An 18,967-nucleotide genomic window follows, 5' to 3' on the forward strand; every position below is an offset into this window, starting at 1 on the left:
CGCTTTCAGAGCGGTCAGTATTCGGTGAGGATACGCAATGGAGAGGCTGCCAATTATTCCAAACAATAGCAGCACGTATTAAAACTGCCAAACTCATATAGTTCAAATCCCTATCTTAGAAACAGCAGTAACAAAGAGAGCTATAATTAAAGATATTATAAAACTTCTCTTAACCCTGAACCAAAAGCTACCAAACTTCACCTTATTCCACTCATCATTCAAATAAACCCCCACCTCCACCCTGAATGGAATTAAATATACATCATTTAAATTATCTAAACACTCCTTAATTTCACCAACATCAGCTTCAATATTTTCCACGTTTTCTCCTGCTTTAAGCCTACCACCTAAGAAGTATATTCTAGCAACAATCGAAAGAAACTCATCATTAAAAAACTCAAAGAGTTCATGTACTATTTTTTCAGCTTTAAAATCACCTTTTCTTTCCAAAAGGAGGTCAACTTTTATACTTTTCTCTTCAATATCCCTTAATACTTCAAATCCTATATGCTCTATAAAATTATCATAATAAAATAACAATCTTGAATGATAAGATTCATATTTTTGATCAAGCAAGCAGAGAGAGTTATGAGCAGCGGTTACTTCAGCGATATACGAATGAGCCAAACCTCTTATATCATCACACCACTTAATCCTATACTTATTTAACTCATTCTCTTTATTATTAAAAGAAATCAATATACTTACCAACCCAGCAATAACCCCTGCAACTAAAAAACCTATATCCTTGGCCTCTCCGGTTATGAACTTAGCCATCATAGAAAAAATTAAAAACGTAAAAATAATACTCAAAAAAATTATTAATAATATTTCCCATATCCAGCCATACTGGATGTACTTTGTATCTTTAAATTTTATCCAGTCAATTAAATTATGCATTTCATGCTCTTTATCCACAATGTCTTCCCCCTGAATACCATCTACCCACCACCCTTTGTACTAGTTAGCATCCGCCCCTGTTTGCTTCAATTCGCGGCGAGCCCTCTCTATCTAGGGGCTTCTAAGTGGTTCGCTCACGAAGCTTGCCGGGTTAAGTCATGAAAGTGTACGCCAGTAGCTTTGATGACCGCGGTCATAGTGCGCAAAGTTGGGTTACCCTTAGGCGATAACGCACGATACAGGCTTTCCCTTGATAGCTTGGCCCGTTCAGCAACGACTGCCATTCCACCCTGGGCCTCCACCACATGGCGAAGCGCCATAAGAAAGGCCGTTTCCCCGCCTTCCTCATCCAACTCATCAAAAGCGGTGCGTAGATAATCGACAGCCATATCAGGATCTTCACGAAGCATGGTAATCACAGCATCATCATGGCTTTTCATTTCTTCACCCCCATGTTGTGAGAATGAGCTAGGTGATAGGCAGCCTGTCTCGCACAAATATAGCTGAACAAAAATAGTAGCCTAGAAGCTACAGCACTGCAGCTACAACTAAGCATAGCTAGTCAACGCTATAAAGTGCGCCCCAAAAATTGAGGTGGACAAAAACTGGACAGATTGAAAGATTCAGGAGGGAAAAACACAAATCGCAGACACAAAAAAAAGGCACCTAAGTGCCTGATTTTAAATATGGTGCCGGTAGCCAGACTCGAACTGGCACACCCGTAAAGGCGGCGGATTTTGAATCCGCTGCGTCTACCAATTCCGCCATACCGGCAATGGATGCGCATTATACGTAATAAACGAGGTAGGTCAATCACATTGACTGACTTTATGCAGCCAAAGCGCTATCCTATGCCGCCTGTTTGATCAACGCTAAGAGTTATACGCCATGCAGCGCGCGGATTTTCATTACGAACTACCCGACGAATTAATTGCTCGCTACCCTTCTGAACAGCGTAGCGACTGCCGTTTGCTGTGCGTGGATGGCCAGAACGGCGCGTTGGAGCACCGCCGCTTTCCTGATTTGCTTGAGCTTCTTGAGCCCGGCGACCTGTTGGTGTTTAACGACACTCGCGTGATTCCTGCGCGCCTGCACGGCCATAAGGCCAGTGGCGGCAAAGTCGAGATGTTGCTGGAGCGCCCGCTGGATGCTCACCGTGGCTTGGCTCATATCCGCTCCAGTAAGTCGCCGAAGCCCGGCACCGAGCTGATTTTCGAAGGCGATGTTCACGCCATCGTAGAAGGTCGCCGTGATGCCCTGTTCGAGCTGCGCTTTTTGGGCGATACGCCGATGATTGCGCTGCTTGAAAAGCACGGCCATATGCCGCTGCCACCGTATATTACCCGCGAAGACGAACTCAGCGACCGTGAGCGTTACCAAACCGTGTATGCCCGGCGTGACGGCGCAGTCGCTGCGCCTACAGCAGGTTTGCATTTTGATCAGCCGCTGCTGGACGCCCTTGCTGATAAAGGCATTAACCGTGCTTTTGTGACGCTGCATGTGGGCGCGGGCACTTTTCAGCCGGTGCGTGTCGACAACATCCTTGAACACCATATGCACAGCGAGTGGATTGAGGTCACGGAAGCCACCTGCCAGCAAGTGCGCGAGACCCTGGCAGCAGGCAAGCGGGTGGTGGCAGTGGGCACCACCAGCGTGCGCTGCCTGGAGAGCGCCTGCATGAAAAGTAGCGACGGGCAGATCGCGCCTTATAGTGGCGATACCGACATTTTCATCTACCCCGGTTACCAGTGGCGCTGCGTGGATGCTTTAATTACCAATTTCCACCTACCGGAATCGACGCTGCTGATGCTGGTGTCCTCCTTCGTGGGCTATGACACCATCATGCACGCCTATCAACGGGCAGTGGCCGAGCGCTATGCGTTTTTTAGCTATGGCGATGCCATGCTGTTGACCCGCTAGGTATTGCTGCTGATTGTTGACCCGCTTGCCCTGCACCCGTCGCGCCAAACGAACGAGATTAACGAGTTACTTTATATGCGAAACGAATGCTTTATGCGCTTTGAGCGCTTGGCCGACGATGGCCGTGCGCGCCGTGGCCGCCTTCACTTCCCCCGTGGCACAGTGGAGACCCCGGCGTTTATGCCAGTAGGCACCTACGGCACGGTGAAAGGCATGACGCCCGATTCCGTCAAAGAGATCGGCGCCGAAATCATCCTCGGCAACACCTTTCACCTGTGGCTGCGCCCTGGCACCGAGGTGATTGAAGCCCACGGCGACCTGCACGATTTTGCCCAGTGGGACAAACCGATTCTGACCGACTCCGGCGGTTTTCAGGTATTTTCCCTGGGTGAGACGCGCAAGATCACCGAGCAGGGCGTGCACTTCCGCTCGCCGGTGGATGGCAGCAAAGTCTTTATGGGCCCGGAAGAATCCATGGCGGTTCAGCGTTCGCTGGGCTCCGATGTGGTGATGATCTTTGACGAGTGCACGCCCTACCCGGCCACGTTTGACGAAGCCGAGAAGTCAATGGAGCTGTCGCTGCGCTGGGCCAAACGCTCGCGGGATGCCCATGGCGACTCGCCTTCCGCGCTGTTCGGCATCATTCAGGGCGGCATGCACCCTGAGCTGCGCGAACGCTCGCTCAAAGGGCTGTTAGAGATCGGCTTTGATGGTCTGGCGATTGGCGGCCTCTCGGTGGGCGAGCCTAAAGAAGAGATGATCAAGGTGCTCGACTACCTGCCCACCTGGATGCCGGATGAGAAGCCCCGCTATTTAATGGGTGTCGGCAAACCCGAAGACCTGGTGGAAGGCGTGCGCCGGGGAGTGGATATGTTCGATTGCGTAATGCCCACCCGCAACGCGCGTAATGGCCACCTGTTCACTTCGGAAGGCACGGTCAAAATTCGTAACGCCAAGCACCGTTTTGACACTCGCCCGCTCGATGAAGAGTGCGATTGCCATACTTGCCAGAATTTCTCGCGGGGCTACTTGCACCACTTAGACCGCTGCAATGAAATGCTTGGCTCGATGCTCAACACCATCCACAACTTACGTTACTACCAGCGTGTGATGGCCGATTTGCGCGCGGCAATTGAAGCGGGTACATTGACGACCTTTGTGGAAGGCTTCTATGCACGGCGCGGCTTGCCAGTGCCTCCGCTAAGCCAGCCCTGACGAATTAATCGCCACGCGCCTTGGCGCGTGGTTTAAACTGTTTGGCTATGTTTTAAAAACTATGTTTTCAAAACCATGTTTGCAAAACCAGGCTTTTTAAAAACCAAGCATCTAAAAACCTAAGCTTTTCCAACCCAGGAGTTCTCTGCAATGCTGGATTTCTTCATCTCACCAGCCCATGCCCAAGAAGCCGCCGCTGGCGGTGGTATTGCGCAAATCGTCATGCTGGTCGGTTTCGTGCTGATTTTCTACTTCCTGTTGTGGCGCCCGCAAGCCAAGCGCGCTAAGCAGCACAAGCAGTTGGTCACCAACCTGGACAAAGGCGATGAGATCGTTATTGGCGGCGGTTTGGTAGGTCGTATCACTAAGGTGAGCGACGAATTCCTGACCATCGAGATCTCTGAAGGCACCGAAGTTAACGTGCAGAAGAACGCCGTTGCCGCCGTACTGCCTAAAGGCACCATCAAGTCCATCTAAACCTTGTAATACCCCTGCCGAGCCAGTGCCAGCCACCCCGGCAGGGGTGACATGGTATGAATGATGGTGAACTTTGCTGTGCACGGCGTGTCCGTGCACAGCATTCCGTTTGTAATTGAAGGCAGGGCTTGCATGCTCAACCGTTACCCCCTGTGGAAGTATCTACTGATACTGGTCGTCCTGGTGGTTGGCCTTATCTACTCGCTTCCCAATCTATTCCCCGAAGATCCCGCCATCCAAATTAGCAGCGCCCAAGGCGATTCGCTGGATGAGCGTCAGATAGACCGTGTTGAAACCGCGCTCAGCGAAAACGATATTGCGATCAAAGCGCTCGAAGAAGAGAACGGGCAGTGGCTTATTCGTTTACGCCACGATGACGATCAGCTCTCCGCACGCGACATCGCCGCTGACCTATTGGGCAATGACGCAACGGTAGCCCTCAACCTCGCCGAAGCAACACCCGAATGGCTTCAGGCGTTTTCCGCCTCACCCATGACTCTGGGTCTTGATCTGCGCGGGGGTGTGCACTTCCTCCTCGAAGTGGATATGGAGGCTGCGCTAACTCAGCGCCTGGAAGTCAACGGCAGCGCCATGCGTGAACTGCTACGCGACGAGCGGATTCGCTATCGTAATACCGATATCGAGGAGCGCTCGCTGTCGATCGATTTTGCCAGCACCGAAGACCGCGACACCGCCCGCAGTCTGATCAGCCGTGACTTTCCTGAGTTTGAATACAGCAGTGAAGGCGATGGTCGCGCTTCAACGCTGGTCATGACGCTTAGCGATCAGTCGGTAAACGAAATTCAGGATTACGCGATCAACCAGAACTTGACCACCCTACGCAACCGGGTCAACGAACTGGGCGTGGCCGAGCCTATGGTGCAGCGCCAAGGCCCCAACCAGATCGTGGTGGAGCTGCCGGGCATCCAGGACACCGTGGCAGCTAAGCGTATTGTCGGCGCAACGGCGAACCTGGAGTTCCGCCTGGAAGCGCGCAACGATACGCCGGATAACGAAACGGAAATCCTCACCTTCCGAAATGAGCCTTCGCGCTCTGCCGAGCTAATGCGCGACGTGATCATTACCGGCGATAGCGTCTCCAGTGCCAGCAACAGCTTTGATGAGAATGGTCGCCCGCAGGTCAATATTGATCTGGACGGCACCGGCGGCACGCTGATGAACCGCGCCACGCGCACCAACATTGGCCGCAACATGGCGGTGCTGTTCATCGAGCATAAGAGTGAAGACACCGTTGTGGTCGACCCGGAAACGGGCGAAGAGACCATTGAGCGGGAGCCTTACGTTGAGCGCGGCCTGATCAGTTTGGCCACTATTCAAAGCGCTCTGGGTAACAGCTTCCGGATCACCGGTTTGGATTCACCGACAGAAGCCGCTGAGCTGGCGCTGCTGCTGCGTTCGGGTTCCCTTGCGGCACCCATCTACTTCGTTCAAGAACGCACCATCGGCCCAAGCCTAGGCGCTGAAAACATTGAGCGGGGCCTGCTCTCGGTACAGATTGGCTTGCTGCTGGTCGTGCTGTTTATGCTGGTGCGCTACAAGGTGTTTGGCGTGTTTGCCAATATCGCCCTGGCGCTGAACTTAACGCTGCTGGTCGCGGTGATGTCGATGCTGGGCGCCACGCTGACGCTACCAGGTATTGCCGGTATCGTACTGACACTGGGCATGGCAGTAGATGCCAACGTGCTGATTTTCGAACGAATACGTGAAGAGCTGCGTAACGGCATGTCGGTTCAGCAAGCGATTCAAGCCGGTTATGAACGCGCCTTCACCTCCATCGTCGACGCTAACATCACCACACTGCTGGTGGCCGTTATCCTGTTCTCGATTGGCTCCGGCCCGGTGAAAGGGTTCGCCGTCACGCTCTCTATCGGCATTTTGACGTCGCTGTTCACCGCGCTGATGGTGACTCGCGCCATGGTCAACTTGGCCTATGGCAGCAAACCCGTCAAAAAGCTGTGGATTTAAAGAGCATGGATTTGAAAAACATGAATTTAAACCACGTGCTTAGCCCAGAACTGAAGAGGTGGTAATGAAACCCCTATCACACCTGCGAATCGACTTTATGGGGCGGCGCAACATCGCGTTTGCCGTCTCCGCTGTGTTACTGATCGTGTCGATTGGCGCCATCCTGCTCCAGCAGCTCAACCTAGGGCTGGACTTTACTGGCGGTACGCTGATTGAGGTACGCTACGGCGCTGCGCCCTCCCTGGACGCTATTCGTGTTCTGCTCGAAGAGAGCGGCTTTCAAGATGTCTCGGTGCAAACCTTTGGGGCATCAACCGAAGTATTGATTCGTCTCCAGCAGGCGTTTGACGCTGATGTAGGCGGCGAGGTAGTAAACCTGCTGCGCGCGAGCGGTGATAGCGTTGACCTTGTTCGCTCTGAGTTTGTTGGTTCCCAGGTAGGTGACCAACTGCGCGACCAGAGTGGCCTGGGTCTGCTGGTAGCGCTCGGCGTGGTCATGCTCTATGTAGCCTTCCGCTTTCAGTACAAGTTTGCGATTGGCGCACTGCTGGCACTGCTGCATGATGTGATTATCGTAGTAGGCGTGTTCGCTCTGTTTCAGCTCGATTTCGACCTTACCGTATTGGCGGCCATCCTGGCAGTTATCGGCTACTCGTTGAACGATACCATCGTGGTTTATGATCGCGTCCGCGAAGCCATCCGCACTTCGCGTATCGAAGACATGCCGCAGATCTTCAACGAAGCGATTAACGCCACGCTCTCGCGCACCCTGGCAACATCAGGCACCACCATCTTGGTGCTGCTCGCGCTGCTTCTGCTGGGCGGCGATATGATCGAGAACTTCGCCATTGCGCTGCTGGTCGGCATCGTTGTGGGCACGTTCTCATCTATCTACATTGCTGCGGCGCTGCTGCTACCGCTGAAGCTGTCAAGGGAAGATTTGATTCCCACCAAAAAAGAGCTCGACGAAGAAGAGGAAGAGCTGCCTTAACGGCATACCTCTTTACTCCTCTTATTTAGCTTACAAAAATGCCCCTGCTGGATTTCCCAGCAGGGGCATTTTTTCGTCTTTAAAGCTTTTATCTTTAAAAACTTAACATTGCTGCTTAGAAATGCGGCGTGAGCTGCTTGATCAGCGCCTTGTAGAGACGCGGCCCAGCGGCCATTAGCTGCCCTTCCACTTTCACTGTGGGCTGGCCGTCCGGCGTGCCCATTAAGGCGCCCGCCTCTTTCAGGAACAGCGTGCCTACCAGCATATCCTGCTCTTCCAGGCCGAGCACGAAGGCGCTATCCACTCGCCCAGTGGCCAACTCACACAAATCCAGCAGCCCACAGCCGGTGGCCAGCAGGTTTTCTACCTGTGGGGCAAGCTGCTGTGAAACAGTTAAATAGGCAGGTAAATTGCGCGGGCGCAGCCAAACTTCAGGCAGGCTCATGGCCATACGCGTGCCGCTAATGGCGGTAGGCTTGCTAACGCGCATACGCTTGTCGTTGTGCTGGGCGCCGCGGCCGCGGCTGGCGATATACTCATCGTCGGCGAACGGGCAGATAATCACTGCGTGTTCGGGACGACCTTTGATAAGACACACCACTGAGAGTGCAAAGCCCTTACCGGCAACGGCTAAATTTGAGTAGCCGTGCATCGGTTCAATTTTCCAGACGATATCCGCGCCTTCGCCTTCACCCGAGCGGTGAGGGGTAAAGCGGCCGGTAACACCGTGCTGGGGATAACCGCGCTCCAACTGCTGAACAATCGTCGCTTCGGCCTTGCGCGCCGTTTCGTCGAGCAGGCGGTCAAGGTTAAATTCATCGTGCGCGTTTTCAATACGTTCACGTACGCGTAGGAAGTGTTCAACAGCGCCGCGTGCAGCACGCAGCGTAAATTGGACCATCGGATTCATGATCGGGCCTTGTGACAGTGATGTTAAAGAACGTAATGCTAATCATAGAGCATAAGTAGGCGCAGGTGCCGCCTTTGGCGCGTAATTCTAGCAGACCGCTCTCGGGCATACCACCGACTCATGCTAGACTGCGCGCTTTACGCGATAATAATCACCCTCTTTATTCACCGAGCCTTATCATGCTTGAGCGCATTCGCATTGTTCTAATCGGCACTAGCCATCCTGGCAACATCGGCGGCGTCGCCCGCGCCATGCACAATATGGGCTTGGCAGATTTGGCCCTCGTCGCCCCCCGCTGTGAGGTGATTACCCAGGACAGCATTTCCCGCGCCTCCGGCGCTGATCACCTGCTTCACCAAGCCAAGGTTCACGCCACTCTGGAAGACGCAGTGGCTGACTGCACCCTGGCCGTTGGTGCCAGTGCACGCTCGCGCACCCTGCCCTGGCCGATGCTCTCCCCGCGGGAGTTAGCTGACCGGCTACCCGCCGAGTGCCAGGCTGCTGAGTCCCGTGTGGCGCTGGTATTCGGGCGCGAGGACAGCGGCCTTACCAATGCTGAATTACAGCGCTGCCACGCACATGTGCATATTCCTACCAATGCCGACTTTAGCTCACTAAATTTGGCCGCAGCGGTTCAGGTGCTTGCCTATGAGTGTCGCATGGCGTGGCTAAACCAAGCAGATGGCCAAGCGAATGCAACGTCAACTGCGCCGAATGATGACGATGACCTGGCCACCCACGCCGAACTAGAGCGCTACTTCGAGCACTTAGAACGCACGCTAATTGGCATTGATTTTCACGACCCTGATCAGCCACGACAGTTAATGGCGAGACTGCGCCGCTTGTACCTGCGCGCCCGCCCAGAGCGCATGGAAATGAATATTTTGCGTGGGATTCTGTCAGCTACCGAAAAGGCTGCGAACACCAAGCCACCCAAGCCGTAATTTATTAGGCAGGAAACGCTAAACTTGAAGTTGATGCTGCGTGCCCCAACTTCGCTATTCTGCTAACGTGATTTCTCTATTGATATTCCAAGAACCGGTGATATTCCAAGAATCGGCGATATTCCAAGAATCCGTTCTAATAGTTCAATAGCTAGACGCCGCCTTTATAACGCCAAGGAACACCTCATGTTTCAACATCTACGTGAAGACATCAACAGCGTATTTGACCGCGACCCGGCCGCACGTAACTTTCTTGAGGTGCTGACCAACTACCCTGGCCTGCACGCCCTCCTGCTGCATCGCTGCGGCCACTGGCTGTGGACAAAAAACCTCAAGTGGCTAGCGCGTACACTATCGACGTTTTCACGCTGGCTCACCGGCATTGAAATTCATCCAGGCGCCACGATTGGTCGGCGGTTTTTTATTGATCACGGCATGGGTGTGGTGATTGGCGAAACAGCGCTGGTGGGCGATAACGTAACGCTTTATCAAGGTGTCACCCTAGGGGGCACCAGTTGGAACAAAGGCAAACGCCATCCCACCTTGGGGGATGGCGTGATTGTCGGCGCGGGCGCCAAAATACTGGGGCCCTTTACGGTCGGCGCTGGAGCGAAAATTGGCTCTAATGCCGTGGTCACCAAAGAAGTGCCGCCCGGTGCCACGGTGGTAGGCATTCCCGGCAAAATCGTTAAACGCGCCGACCCCGATGTGGAAGAAGCACTGGATGTCGATCCCGCCCGACGCGAAGCCATCTGCCAAAAATTTGGCTTTGATGCCTACGGCGTCAGCCAGGACATGCCTGACCCCGTAGCCCGTTCGATGCAGGCGATGCTCGACCATATGCACGCCGTGGATGAGCGCATTGAGCGTATGTGCTCTACCCTGCGTAAGCTAGATGACAACTACCGAGACGGCCAGCTACCGGCGCTGCGCGATGAAGATTTTGCCGACATTCTGGACGAGAACGATACCGGCTGCCCCGGCGTTGGCAAACGCTCTGCCACTGCGCCATCAGCCGAGCAAGAAACGCTGCCGCCGCGTAATGGTTGACCAAAGCACTCAGGTTTTCCCATAATGGCAGCACATTTGCCGTTAGTGCGCTGAGCTTTCAGCGTCGAGGGGCTTGCCATGCGCTTGACCACTAAAGGCCGTTACGCCGTTACCGCCATGCTCGATTTAGCCTTGCATGCCCATAACGGCCCGACCAGCCTAAGCGATATCTCCCAGCGTCAAGAGATATCGCTCTCCTATTTAGAGCAGCTTTTTGCTCGCCTGCGCCGTGCAGGTCTGGTCAACAGCGTGCGCGGCCCAGGCGGCGGCTACCTGCTTTCGCAGCCTGCGGACGCGATTAGCGTTTCAAAGGTGATTGACGCGGTAAATGAAAGCGTCGATGCCACCCGTTGCCAGGGACTCTCCGACTGCCAACAGGGCGATACTTGCCTGACGCATCATTTGTGGTGCGAGCTCTCCGTGCAGATACGCCATTTTCTTGACGATATGACCCTGGCACAACTGATGCTGCGTCCTGATGTCATACGTATTGCGTCGCGACAGAAACAGCGTGCCGAGGCAGGCATTCTCGCCTCTTCACCCTGACCCCACGACACGAACCCGACTCCCTTGACCGATCAACCGCTGGAACGTAACGATGACCACACCCACGCTGCCCATTTACCTGGATTACGCCGCCACCGCGCCGGCGGATGCCCGCGTGGTTGAGGTTATGCAACGCTACCTGACGGTTGACCAGCTATTTGCCAACCCGGCTTCGCGCAGCCATATGCTGGGCTGGCAGGCAGAGCAGGTGATTGAGCAGGCGCGCCGCCAGGTGGCCGATGCCATTGGCGCCGACCCGAGAGAGATCGTCTGGACCAGCGGCGCCACCGAAGCAGACAACCTGGCGCTGATTGGTTTTATGCGCGCCAACCGCGAGCGTGGTTTACACTTGGTGACCTCGACGATTGAGCATAAAGCTATCGTTGACACTGCCCATGCGCTGGAGAAAGAGGGCTTTGAGGTTACCTGGCTAACGCCGGGCCATGATGGCCGTATTGAACCCGAACAGCTGCGCGCAGCGATGCGCGATGACACCGCGCTGGTTTCATTGATGGCGGTTAACAACGAACTGGGCACCATCAACGATATCGCGGCTCTAGCGGCCGTTGCCCATGAGTTTGGCGCGGCTTTTCATACCGATGCTGCCCAGGCGGTAGGGCGTATTCCCTTAGACGTAGTGGCTCAGCAGATCGACCTGATGTCACTGTCCGGCCATAAAACCTACGGCCCCAAAGGCGTCGGGGCGCTGTATGTAAAGCGCCACCCGGACATCCGCGTTGAGGCGCTGATTCATGGCGGCGGTCATGAGCGTGGTATGCGCTCTGGCACACTGCCGACACACCAAATTGCGGGCATGGGTGAAGCCTTTGCGCTGATGCAGCAGCAGTACGACGAAGACAACGCCCATATTACGGACTTGCAGCAGCGCTTTCTGCGTGGCCTGGAGGGGCTTGACGGCGTAATCTCGAACACGCCGCTGAGTGACACTGAAAAACGAGCAGTACCCAACATTCTCAATCTGGCATTCGAAGGTGTCGACGGCGAGTCACTGCTGATGGCACTGCGCGATGTAGCAGTCTCCACCGGCTCGGCGTGCAACTCAGCCAGCGTCGACCCGTCCTACGTGCTGCTCGGCATCGGCACACCACGCTCGCTGGCGCTCTCATCGCTGCGTTTTAGCTTCGGGCGTTTTACCACCGAAGCCGACATTGATCATGCGCTAGCGCTCATACGCCATGCGGTGAGCGGTTTACGTACACCGCCCCGTCAAGCGGCTGACTAGCTGACTATTTTTAAGGAGGACGCCTCATGGCAACACTCAATATTACCCCGGCTGCCGCACAACAGATTCGTCACGTGCTCGACGAGCGCGGCCAAGGCCTCGGCTTGCGCGTCTCGGTCAAGCCAAGCGGCTGTTCTGGCTATAGCTACGTGCTCGATTTTGCTGACACCGTCAGCGACGAAGAAGTCCATTTTGAAGCCCACGGTGCCAGCGTCTATGTCGCTCCCGATGCGGTAGAGATGCTTAACGGTAGCGAAGTGGATTACGTCAGCGAAGGGCTGAACCGCTTTTTCCGCTTCAACAACCCTAACGTCAAAGATGAGTGCGGCTGCGGTGAGAGCTTTACCGTCTAAGCATTGCTTGGTCAGCTTCATCGCCGGTATTCATCCCCCGGCTTAAGCGCTATAATCGCGCCCCTGGATACACAAGCGCAGGCAGCCGGGTTACGCCCGCATGCTTTTTTGACACATTAGCGTTTAAAAACGCTAGCTGCCGAAGCGCTATTAACTGAATCATTTTCTGGGCCGCCCTGGCCTTCTAGGGCGGCACTTTTTGCTTAAGCCTTTTTAAGGAGACCATTTACATGGCTACTGAACGCACTCTTTCTATTATCAAGCCTGACGCCGTTGCCAAAAATGCCATCGGTGACATCATTGCTCGCTTCGAAAAAGCAGGCCTAAAAGTCGTCGCTGCCAAAATGGTTCATCTCTCTGAAGAGAAGGCTGGCGGTTTCTACGCAGAGCACAAAGAGCGTCCGTTCTTTAAAGACCTGGTTGGCTTCATGACCTCTGGCCCGGTGGTTGTTCAAGTACTTGAAGGTGAAGGCGCCATCGCTAAAAACCGTGACCTGATGGGTGCGACCAACCCGAAAGAAGCGGCACCCGGCACTATTCGCGCCGATTTTGCGGAAACAATCGACGCCAATGCTGTCCATGGTTCTGATTCTCCGGAAAGCGCTGAGCGCGAAATTAGCTACTTCTTTGGCAACGACGAAATCTGCCCGCGCTAAGCCTTTAAGGTAGCGCCGCCGAATCAACTTTCGTTGCCGGCCATTTTGCGGGGGCTAGTCCCCCGCCCCTTTCTATAACGCTGACCGCCATGACCACCACTGTAGCCCAACACACGCCCGCCCCACATACTGACGCCGCCAGCAAGCCTGCTGAAAAAGCGACGCCTGAGCGTCAAAACCTGCTTGGCATGTCCCGCGAGCAGATGGAAGCCTTCTTTTTGTCAATCGGCGAAAAGAAGTTCCGTGCCGCACAGCTAATGAAGTGGATTCACCAGGAAGGCAGCGATGACTTTGCTGCCATGACGAACCTCTCCAAAGCGCTGCGTGAAAAACTGGCCCGGCTGGCAGAAATTCGTGGCCCAGGGGTGATTTATGAAGGCACTTCCAGCGACGGCACCCGCAAGTGGGTGCTGGAAGTGGAGGACGGCAGCTATGTAGAAACGGTACTGATCCCGGCGGAGAACGGTAAACGCCGCACACTATGCGTTTCCTCCCAGGTCGGCTGCTCGCTGGACTGCAGCTTCTGCTCCACCGGCAAGCAGGGGTTTCAGCGCAACTTAACTGCTGCTGAAATTATCGGCCAGGTATGGGTCGCCCAGCGCAGCGTTGGCCCGCGGCGTGATACGGCGAACCGCCCGGTGACCAACGTAGTGATGATGGGCATGGGCGAGCCGTTGCTCAACTTCGATAATGTTGTGCCTGCCATGAAGCTGATGCTCGACGATAACGGCTATGGCCTGTCCAAGCGCCGCGTGACGCTGTCGACCTCAGGCGTGGTGCCGATGATCGACAAACTCGGCGATGAAATGGACGTTAGCTTGGCGATTTCGCTGCATGCGTCTACGGACGAGTTGCGCAATGAGCTGGTCCCCATCAACCGTAAATACAATATTCGCGCGTTGCTGGATGCTTGCCACCGCTACCTTTCCAAATGTCCGGACAATCGTCAGGTCACCATTGAGTACACGCTGATCAAGGACGTCAACGATCAGCAGGAGCACGCCGAGCAGCTTGCTGCATTGCTTAAAGAGCTGCCGTGTAAGATCAACCTGATCCCGTTTAACCCGTTCCCAAACTCTGGGTACGAAAAACCGTCGCGTAATCAGGTTATGCGCTTCCAGCAGTGGTTGTATGATTTAGGCTACAACGCCACGGTTAGAACAACCCGAGGTGAAGATATTGATGCTGCTTGTGGCCAGCTCGTTGGTCGCGTGAAAGACCGCACCAAACGCAGCGCGCGCTATATCCAGTCAGTACAGCTCGATGCGGACTAGGGGGTGGAGTGTAGAAAACCGGGCTTATCTTGACTTCCGCTTGGCACGGCGCTTTGATGGTCACGGTTTTTATTTAGATTAGCACTGCTGTTTGTATGTATTGCCTTATTCGCAGTTGGACGTTCACCACAAGAGGATTTACATGATCGCTCACCGCAGGCGCCAACACCCATCGCGGGTGCCCATGCTCACCGTGCTTATCGGTAGCTTGTGGCTTGCCGGCTGTGCCTCGTCCAACCACCTTTCACCGCAAGCCACCCCCGCGGCGGCAGAAGCCTATACCCAGCTTGGCGTCGCCTATTTAGAGCGCGATAATCTTCCCCGCGCTCTAAACGCACTGGATCGGGCACTTGAAATTGCCCCACACCATGCAGAAGCGCTGCAAGCACTGGCACTGGTTTATCAACGTCAGGGCGAAAGTGCACTTGCCAACGACTATTTTCAACAGGCGGTGAATGCCGAACCTGACGTCACCCGCGCTCGCAACAACTACGCGGCGTTCTTGTTCAGTCAGGGCCAGTTAAACGCCGCCTGTGAGCAGTTAGAAACCGCATCACAGGATGCCCAGTACGCCAACCGTGCCCAGCTATTTACTAATTTAGGGCAGTGTTACCTGGCGCTGGAAGAATTTGATAAGGCGCGTGCTCGATTGGTGCGCGCTCAAAGTATTGATCCGCGTAGTTCACGCGGCTATTTAATGTTAGCTGAACTCGAATATTCGCAGGGCAATTACTCTCAGGCCTGGGCACCGCTGCAAACCTATTTACAGCTCGCCGAGCCCAACCAAGCAGCGCTAAGAATGGCGGTTGATATCGCTCATTCACGCGGCGAGCATAGCGCCGCCGCCGAATACCAGCGCCTGCTTGGCAACGACTGACTGATTGACGCCCTGATCACCGCTTATTTAATGAAGGATGCTCAGCCATGAGCGATACACAGTCACAAGAAAGCATCATTGATATCCCTAACACTAGCGCCTCTCCTGGCGAACTTCTTGCTCGCCAGCGCGAGCAGCTTGGTATTCCGCTCGCCGATGCAGCCCGGGCACTCAACCTGCGCCCCGCCGTGGTGGGAGGGCTTGAGCAGGATGACTACCAAGAGATTCCCGTCGCCGCTTATCGACGCGGCTACCTGCGCTCTTACGCTAAATACCTGGGCATGGATGACCGGCTGGTGCTGGAGGCTTATCAAGCCCGCAGCGGCGGTAGCGACACCGAACGCAAAGTCACCCCCGTTTCCACGGCGAGGCCGCCCTCCCGTATTGGCGCCTGGCTATTCAAGCTGGTGACGTTGCTGGTAATTGTGGGCCTTATCGCGGTCACCGTGATGTGGTGGCAAAGCCGGGGTGGCAATGAGCCACCAGGCTTTGGCTCAACCTCCACGGAAGAGACCGCTACCGCCCCGGCAGAGCCGACAAGTGAACCTGCTGAGACAACAGAGAGTGCGGGGTCGAGCTTCACCAGTGGCGATGAAAGCGCGACGCTGCCCAGCAATGCCACCAACGTCACGCCTTCACCGACAGCTGCGCAAGAACAAGCGCCCAGCGATCAAGCTGATGTTGACGCGGTTACAGGCCTAGACGAATCCGCACTGGATAGCACCACCGATACGGCCGACACCGCCGACGATAGCAATGAGCCGAGCGAGCCTGAGCAAAGCAGTGTTGAAGAGAACGACACTGATAGCGAACAAACTGCTGCTGCCGAGCAAGCCGCCAATGCCAACGTCCTCGAGCTGACGTTTAACGAGCAATCGTGGACGGAAATTTTTGATGCCACCAACCAGCGCGTCTTCGTTGGCCTGCAAACGCCTGGTACCTCGACAACCGTCGAAGGTGACCCCCCTTTTCGTTTAACCGTAGGTAATGCCACCGGCGTTGAGCTGCGCTACCAAGGCGAGGAAGTTGATCTTCCCGCCCGCGCAGGCGCCAACAATGTTGCCCGATTCACCTTGGGAGAGTGACCCGTCTTATGCACGCCCCTTCTCCGATAAAACGCCGCCATTCCCGCCAGATTCAGGTTGGAAACGTAGCGGTGGGCGGTGATGCCCCCATTGCCGTTCAAAGCATGACCAATACCAACACGCTGGATGTCGCCGCGACCGTGGCCCAGATCCAACAGTTGGAAAAAGCCGGTGCGGATATCGTACGCGTTTCAGTTCCCGATATGGACGCCGCCGAAACCTTTGGTCAGATCAAAAAACTCGTCAATGTACCGCTCGTTGCCGATATCCATTTTGATTACAAAATTGCCCTACGCGTCGCCGAACTCGGCGTGGACTGCTTGCGCATCAACCCAGGCAACATCGGCCGTGAAGACCGAGTCCGCGCGGTGGTTAGCGCGGCCCGCGATAATGGCATTCCGATCCGGATTGGCGTCAACGCAGGGTCGTTGGAAAAAGACCTGCAGAAGAAGTATGGCGAACCCACGCCAGCAGCATTGGTGGAGTCCGCCATGCGCCATATTGATTACCTGGATCGCTTGGACTTCCCCGACTTCAAAGTCAGCGTCAAAGCCTCGGATGTATTTATGGCCGTGGCCGCCTATCGCGACCTTGCCGCGCGCATCGAGCAGCCGCTGCACTTAGGGATTACCGAAGCGGGTGGTCTGCGCTCGGGCACAGTCAAGTCATCGATTGGTCTGGGTATGCTGCTGATGGACGGCATCGGTGACACAATCCGCGTCTCGTTGGCGGCAGACCCGGTGGAAGAGATCAAGGTCGGATTTGATATGCTCCGCAGCCTCAAGCTGCGCTCGAAAGGCATCAACTTTATTGCCTGCCCCAGCTGCTCGCGTCAGAACTTTGACGTTATTAGCACCATGAACCAGCTTGAAGAGCGGCTGGAAGACGTAATGACACCGCTCAACGTCTCGGTGATCGGCTGCGTGGTCAATGGCCCCGGCGAAGCCAAAGAGACCGATATCGGCCTGACCGGCGGTAGCCCCGCCAACCTGGTGTATATCGACGGCAAGCCCGCCAGCAAGCTGCGCAACGATCACTTGGTAGATGACCTGGAGCAGCTGATTCGCGAAAAAGTGCGCGAAAAACAGCAGCAGCAAGACGATATGATTGCCCGCAGCGTTTAACCGCTGGGGCTGGCTGCCAGCCTGGGTGAGCCACGCCTGATGGCAGAATAAGGAGTTTTCTTTGAGCAAGTCCGCCGTTAAAAAAATTCAAGCCATTCGTGGTATGAACGACCTACTGCCCAGCGATAGCCCACGCTGGCAATTTTTTGAAGCTAAAGTACGCCAGCTAATGCTGCGTTACGGCTTTAATGAAATCCGCACGCCTATCGTTGAGCAAACCGCGCTGTTTGCACGCTCTATCGGTGAAGTTACCGATATCGTCGAAAAAGAGATGTACACCTTCGACGATCGCAACAGCGAGAGTTTGACCCTGCGCCCCGAAGGCACCGCCAGCTGCGTGCGCGCGGCCATGGAGCACGGCCTGCTGTATAACCAAACCCAGCGGTTGTGGTACCAGGGGCCGATGTTTCGCTATGAGCGCCCGCAAAAAGGCCGTTATCGCCAGTTCCACCAGATCGGCGTAGAGACTTTCGGTTTTGATGGCCCGGATATCGACGCCGAGGTGATCCTGCTTTCGGCGCGCCTGTGGCAAGAACTCGGGCTAATGGAGCACGTCACCCTGGAGCTAAACTCGCTAGGTTCATCTGAGGCCCGGGCAGCTTACCGAGATACGCTGGTGGCCTACTTTGAGCAGCACCTAGACGCTCTCGATGAAGACTCCAAGCGGCGCTTGACCAGCAACCCGCTGCGTATTCTCGACTCCAAAAACCCGGCCATGGCGGAGATGCTCGACGGCGCGCCACAGTTGATGGATCACCTGGATGCCGAATCCCAGGAACACTTTGAGCAGCTCACCAAGATGCTTGAAGCAGCAGGCATTGGCTATGTAATCAACCCACGCTTAGTGCGCGGGCTCGACTACTACTGCCGCACCGTGTTCGAGTGGACCACGACTGCGCTGGGCAGCCAGGGCACCGTGTGTGCAGGCGGACGCTACGACGGCCTGGTCGAACAGCTGGGCGGCAAGCCTACCCCAGCGGTGGGCTTTGCCATGGGCATTGAGCGGTTGATTCTGCTGCTCGACACCCTGGAACTGATTCCTGAGAACGCCCTTGGCGGCTGCGATGTCTATTTGCTGCCCATGGATGATACCGCCACCACGGCAGCGATCACCCTGGCCGAGCAACTGCGTGGCGAGCTACCGGAACTGCGTCTGCAGCTTCATTGCGGCGGCGGCAGCTTTAAAAGCCGAATCAAAAAAGCCGACAAGAGCGCTGCTACGATAGCCATACTGATCGGTGAAGATGAAATCGCGGCGCAGTCGGCAACGGTCAAGTTTCTGCGCGATGACCGCGAGCAGCAAAGCATTCCTCAAGCCGCATTAGGCCGCACGCTGGGCGAGCTTTTAACGGCTAACGCATAAGTCCTGCAGGCTGCCTGCTTGCATGCGACGGTCTAAACATACGACTTTAGAAG

19 protein-coding genes and 1 tRNA gene are annotated in these 18,967 nt (G+C 55.3%); 16 read left to right on the forward strand and 4 right to left on the reverse strand.

The features are described 5' to 3' along the window. Positions 1-102: 102 nt before the first annotated feature. The 3 genes from HZU72_RS14900 to HZU72_RS14910 all read right to left on the reverse strand — a co-directional run bounded on the left by HZU72_RS14900 (position 103) and on the right by HZU72_RS14910 (position 1,674). Positions 103-918 (reverse strand): hypothetical protein, encoded by an 816-nt coding sequence (locus HZU72_RS14900; RefSeq protein ID WP_180093427.1) that lies wholly within the window; start codon positions 916-918, stop codon positions 103-105. Positions 919-1,034: 116 nt separating this feature from the next. Next, positions 1,035-1,340, reverse strand: coding sequence for an addiction module antidote protein (locus HZU72_RS14905; protein WP_088700574.1), 306 nt, complete (start codon positions 1,338-1,340; stop codon positions 1,035-1,037). A gap of 247 nt (positions 1,341-1,587) precedes the next feature. Then, a tRNA-Leu gene (locus tag HZU72_RS14910) sits at positions 1,588-1,674 on the reverse strand. 114 nt (positions 1,675-1,788) lie between these two features. Here HZU72_RS14910 and queA point away from each other — a divergent pair. The 5 genes from queA to secF all read left to right on the forward strand — a co-directional run bounded on the left by queA (position 1,789) and on the right by secF (position 7,489). Then, positions 1,789-2,820, forward strand: a complete 1,032-nt coding sequence (gene queA, locus HZU72_RS14915; RefSeq protein WP_180093429.1) for a tRNA preQ1(34) S-adenosylmethionine ribosyltransferase-isomerase QueA — start codon at positions 1,789-1,791, stop codon at positions 2,818-2,820. Positions 2,821-2,913: 93 nt separating this feature from the next. Continuing rightward, positions 2,914-4,035: a tRNA guanosine(34) transglycosylase Tgt gene (gene tgt / locus HZU72_RS14920; RefSeq protein ID WP_208458111.1), complete on the forward strand. Its 1,122-nt coding sequence runs from the start codon at positions 2,914-2,916 to the stop codon at positions 4,033-4,035. Between the two features lie 150 nt (positions 4,036-4,185). Beyond that, positions 4,186-4,512 (forward strand): preprotein translocase subunit YajC, encoded by a 327-nt coding sequence (gene yajC / locus HZU72_RS14925; protein ID WP_007111584.1) that lies wholly within the window; start codon positions 4,186-4,188, stop codon positions 4,510-4,512. Between the two features lie 132 nt (positions 4,513-4,644). Further along, positions 4,645-6,498: a protein translocase subunit SecD gene (gene secD, locus HZU72_RS14930; RefSeq protein WP_180093433.1), complete on the forward strand. Its 1,854-nt coding sequence runs from the start codon at positions 4,645-4,647 to the stop codon at positions 6,496-6,498. 64 nt (positions 6,499-6,562) lie between these two features. Continuing rightward, on the forward strand, positions 6,563-7,489 hold the full coding sequence (gene secF / locus HZU72_RS14935; protein ID WP_180093435.1) for a protein translocase subunit SecF: 927 nt from the start codon (positions 6,563-6,565) through the stop codon (positions 7,487-7,489). Positions 7,490-7,604: 115 nt separating this feature from the next. Here secF and HZU72_RS14940 read toward each other — a convergent pair whose 3' ends face one another. Beyond that, positions 7,605-8,399 carry an inositol monophosphatase family protein gene (locus HZU72_RS14940; protein ID WP_180093437.1) on the reverse strand — a complete coding sequence of 265 codons (795 nt, stop codon included), beginning with the start codon at positions 8,397-8,399 and terminating at the stop codon, positions 7,605-7,607. Positions 8,400-8,578: 179 nt separating this feature from the next. Here HZU72_RS14940 and trmJ point away from each other — a divergent pair, with 179 nt between their 5' ends. The 11 genes from trmJ to hisS all read left to right on the forward strand — a co-directional run bounded on the left by trmJ (position 8,579) and on the right by hisS (position 18,914). Further along, the gene (gene trmJ / locus HZU72_RS14945; protein ID WP_180093439.1) at positions 8,579-9,343 is read left to right on the forward strand and encodes a tRNA (cytosine(32)/uridine(32)-2'-O)-methyltransferase TrmJ; all 765 of its coding nucleotides are present in this window, start codon (positions 8,579-8,581) and stop codon (positions 9,341-9,343) included. 186 nt (positions 9,344-9,529) lie between these two features. Beyond that, positions 9,530-10,393, forward strand: a complete 864-nt coding sequence (gene cysE / locus HZU72_RS14950; RefSeq protein WP_180093441.1) for a serine O-acetyltransferase — start codon at positions 9,530-9,532, stop codon at positions 10,391-10,393. A 78-nt stretch (positions 10,394-10,471) separates the two neighbouring features. Further along, on the forward strand, positions 10,472-10,939 hold the full coding sequence (iscR, locus tag HZU72_RS14955; RefSeq protein ID WP_022520074.1) for a Fe-S cluster assembly transcriptional regulator IscR: 468 nt from the start codon (positions 10,472-10,474) through the stop codon (positions 10,937-10,939). Between the two features lie 52 nt (positions 10,940-10,991). Further along, complete coding sequence (locus HZU72_RS14960; RefSeq protein ID WP_180093443.1) at positions 10,992-12,182, forward strand: aminotransferase class V-fold PLP-dependent enzyme; 1,191 nt, start codon at positions 10,992-10,994, stop codon at positions 12,180-12,182. Between the two features lie 26 nt (positions 12,183-12,208). Next, positions 12,209-12,535: a HesB/IscA family protein gene (locus HZU72_RS14965; protein WP_022520076.1), complete on the forward strand. Its 327-nt coding sequence runs from the start codon at positions 12,209-12,211 to the stop codon at positions 12,533-12,535. 230 nt (positions 12,536-12,765) lie between these two features. Beyond that, positions 12,766-13,191: a nucleoside-diphosphate kinase gene (ndk, locus tag HZU72_RS14970; protein WP_022520077.1), complete on the forward strand. Its 426-nt coding sequence runs from the start codon at positions 12,766-12,768 to the stop codon at positions 13,189-13,191. 89 nt (positions 13,192-13,280) lie between these two features. After that, a complete protein-coding gene (gene rlmN, locus HZU72_RS14975) occupies positions 13,281-14,465 on the forward strand; it encodes a dual-specificity RNA methyltransferase RlmN (protein WP_180093445.1) in 1,185 nt (394 codons plus the stop codon). 142 nt (positions 14,466-14,607) lie between these two features. After that, positions 14,608-15,342 (forward strand): type IV pilus biogenesis/stability protein PilW, encoded by a 735-nt coding sequence (gene pilW, locus HZU72_RS14980; protein ID WP_180093447.1) that lies wholly within the window; start codon positions 14,608-14,610, stop codon positions 15,340-15,342. A 47-nt stretch (positions 15,343-15,389) separates the two neighbouring features. After that, positions 15,390-16,427, forward strand: coding sequence for a RodZ domain-containing protein (locus tag HZU72_RS14985; RefSeq protein ID WP_180093449.1), 1,038 nt, complete (start codon positions 15,390-15,392; stop codon positions 16,425-16,427). Positions 16,428-16,435: 8 nt separating this feature from the next. Continuing rightward, complete coding sequence (gene ispG, locus HZU72_RS14990; protein ID WP_180093450.1) at positions 16,436-17,551, forward strand: flavodoxin-dependent (E)-4-hydroxy-3-methylbut-2-enyl-diphosphate synthase; 1,116 nt, start codon at positions 16,436-16,438, stop codon at positions 17,549-17,551. A gap of 61 nt (positions 17,552-17,612) precedes the next feature. Further along, the gene (hisS, locus tag HZU72_RS14995; RefSeq protein WP_180093452.1) at positions 17,613-18,914 is read left to right on the forward strand and encodes a histidine--tRNA ligase; all 1,302 of its coding nucleotides are present in this window, start codon (positions 17,613-17,615) and stop codon (positions 18,912-18,914) included. The last annotated feature ends 53 nt before the right edge of the window (positions 18,915-18,967 follow it).

This window comes from Vreelandella sedimenti, from assembly GCF_013416325.1.
Taxonomy (GTDB): Bacteria; Pseudomonadota; Gammaproteobacteria; order Pseudomonadales; family Halomonadaceae; genus Vreelandella; species Vreelandella sedimenti.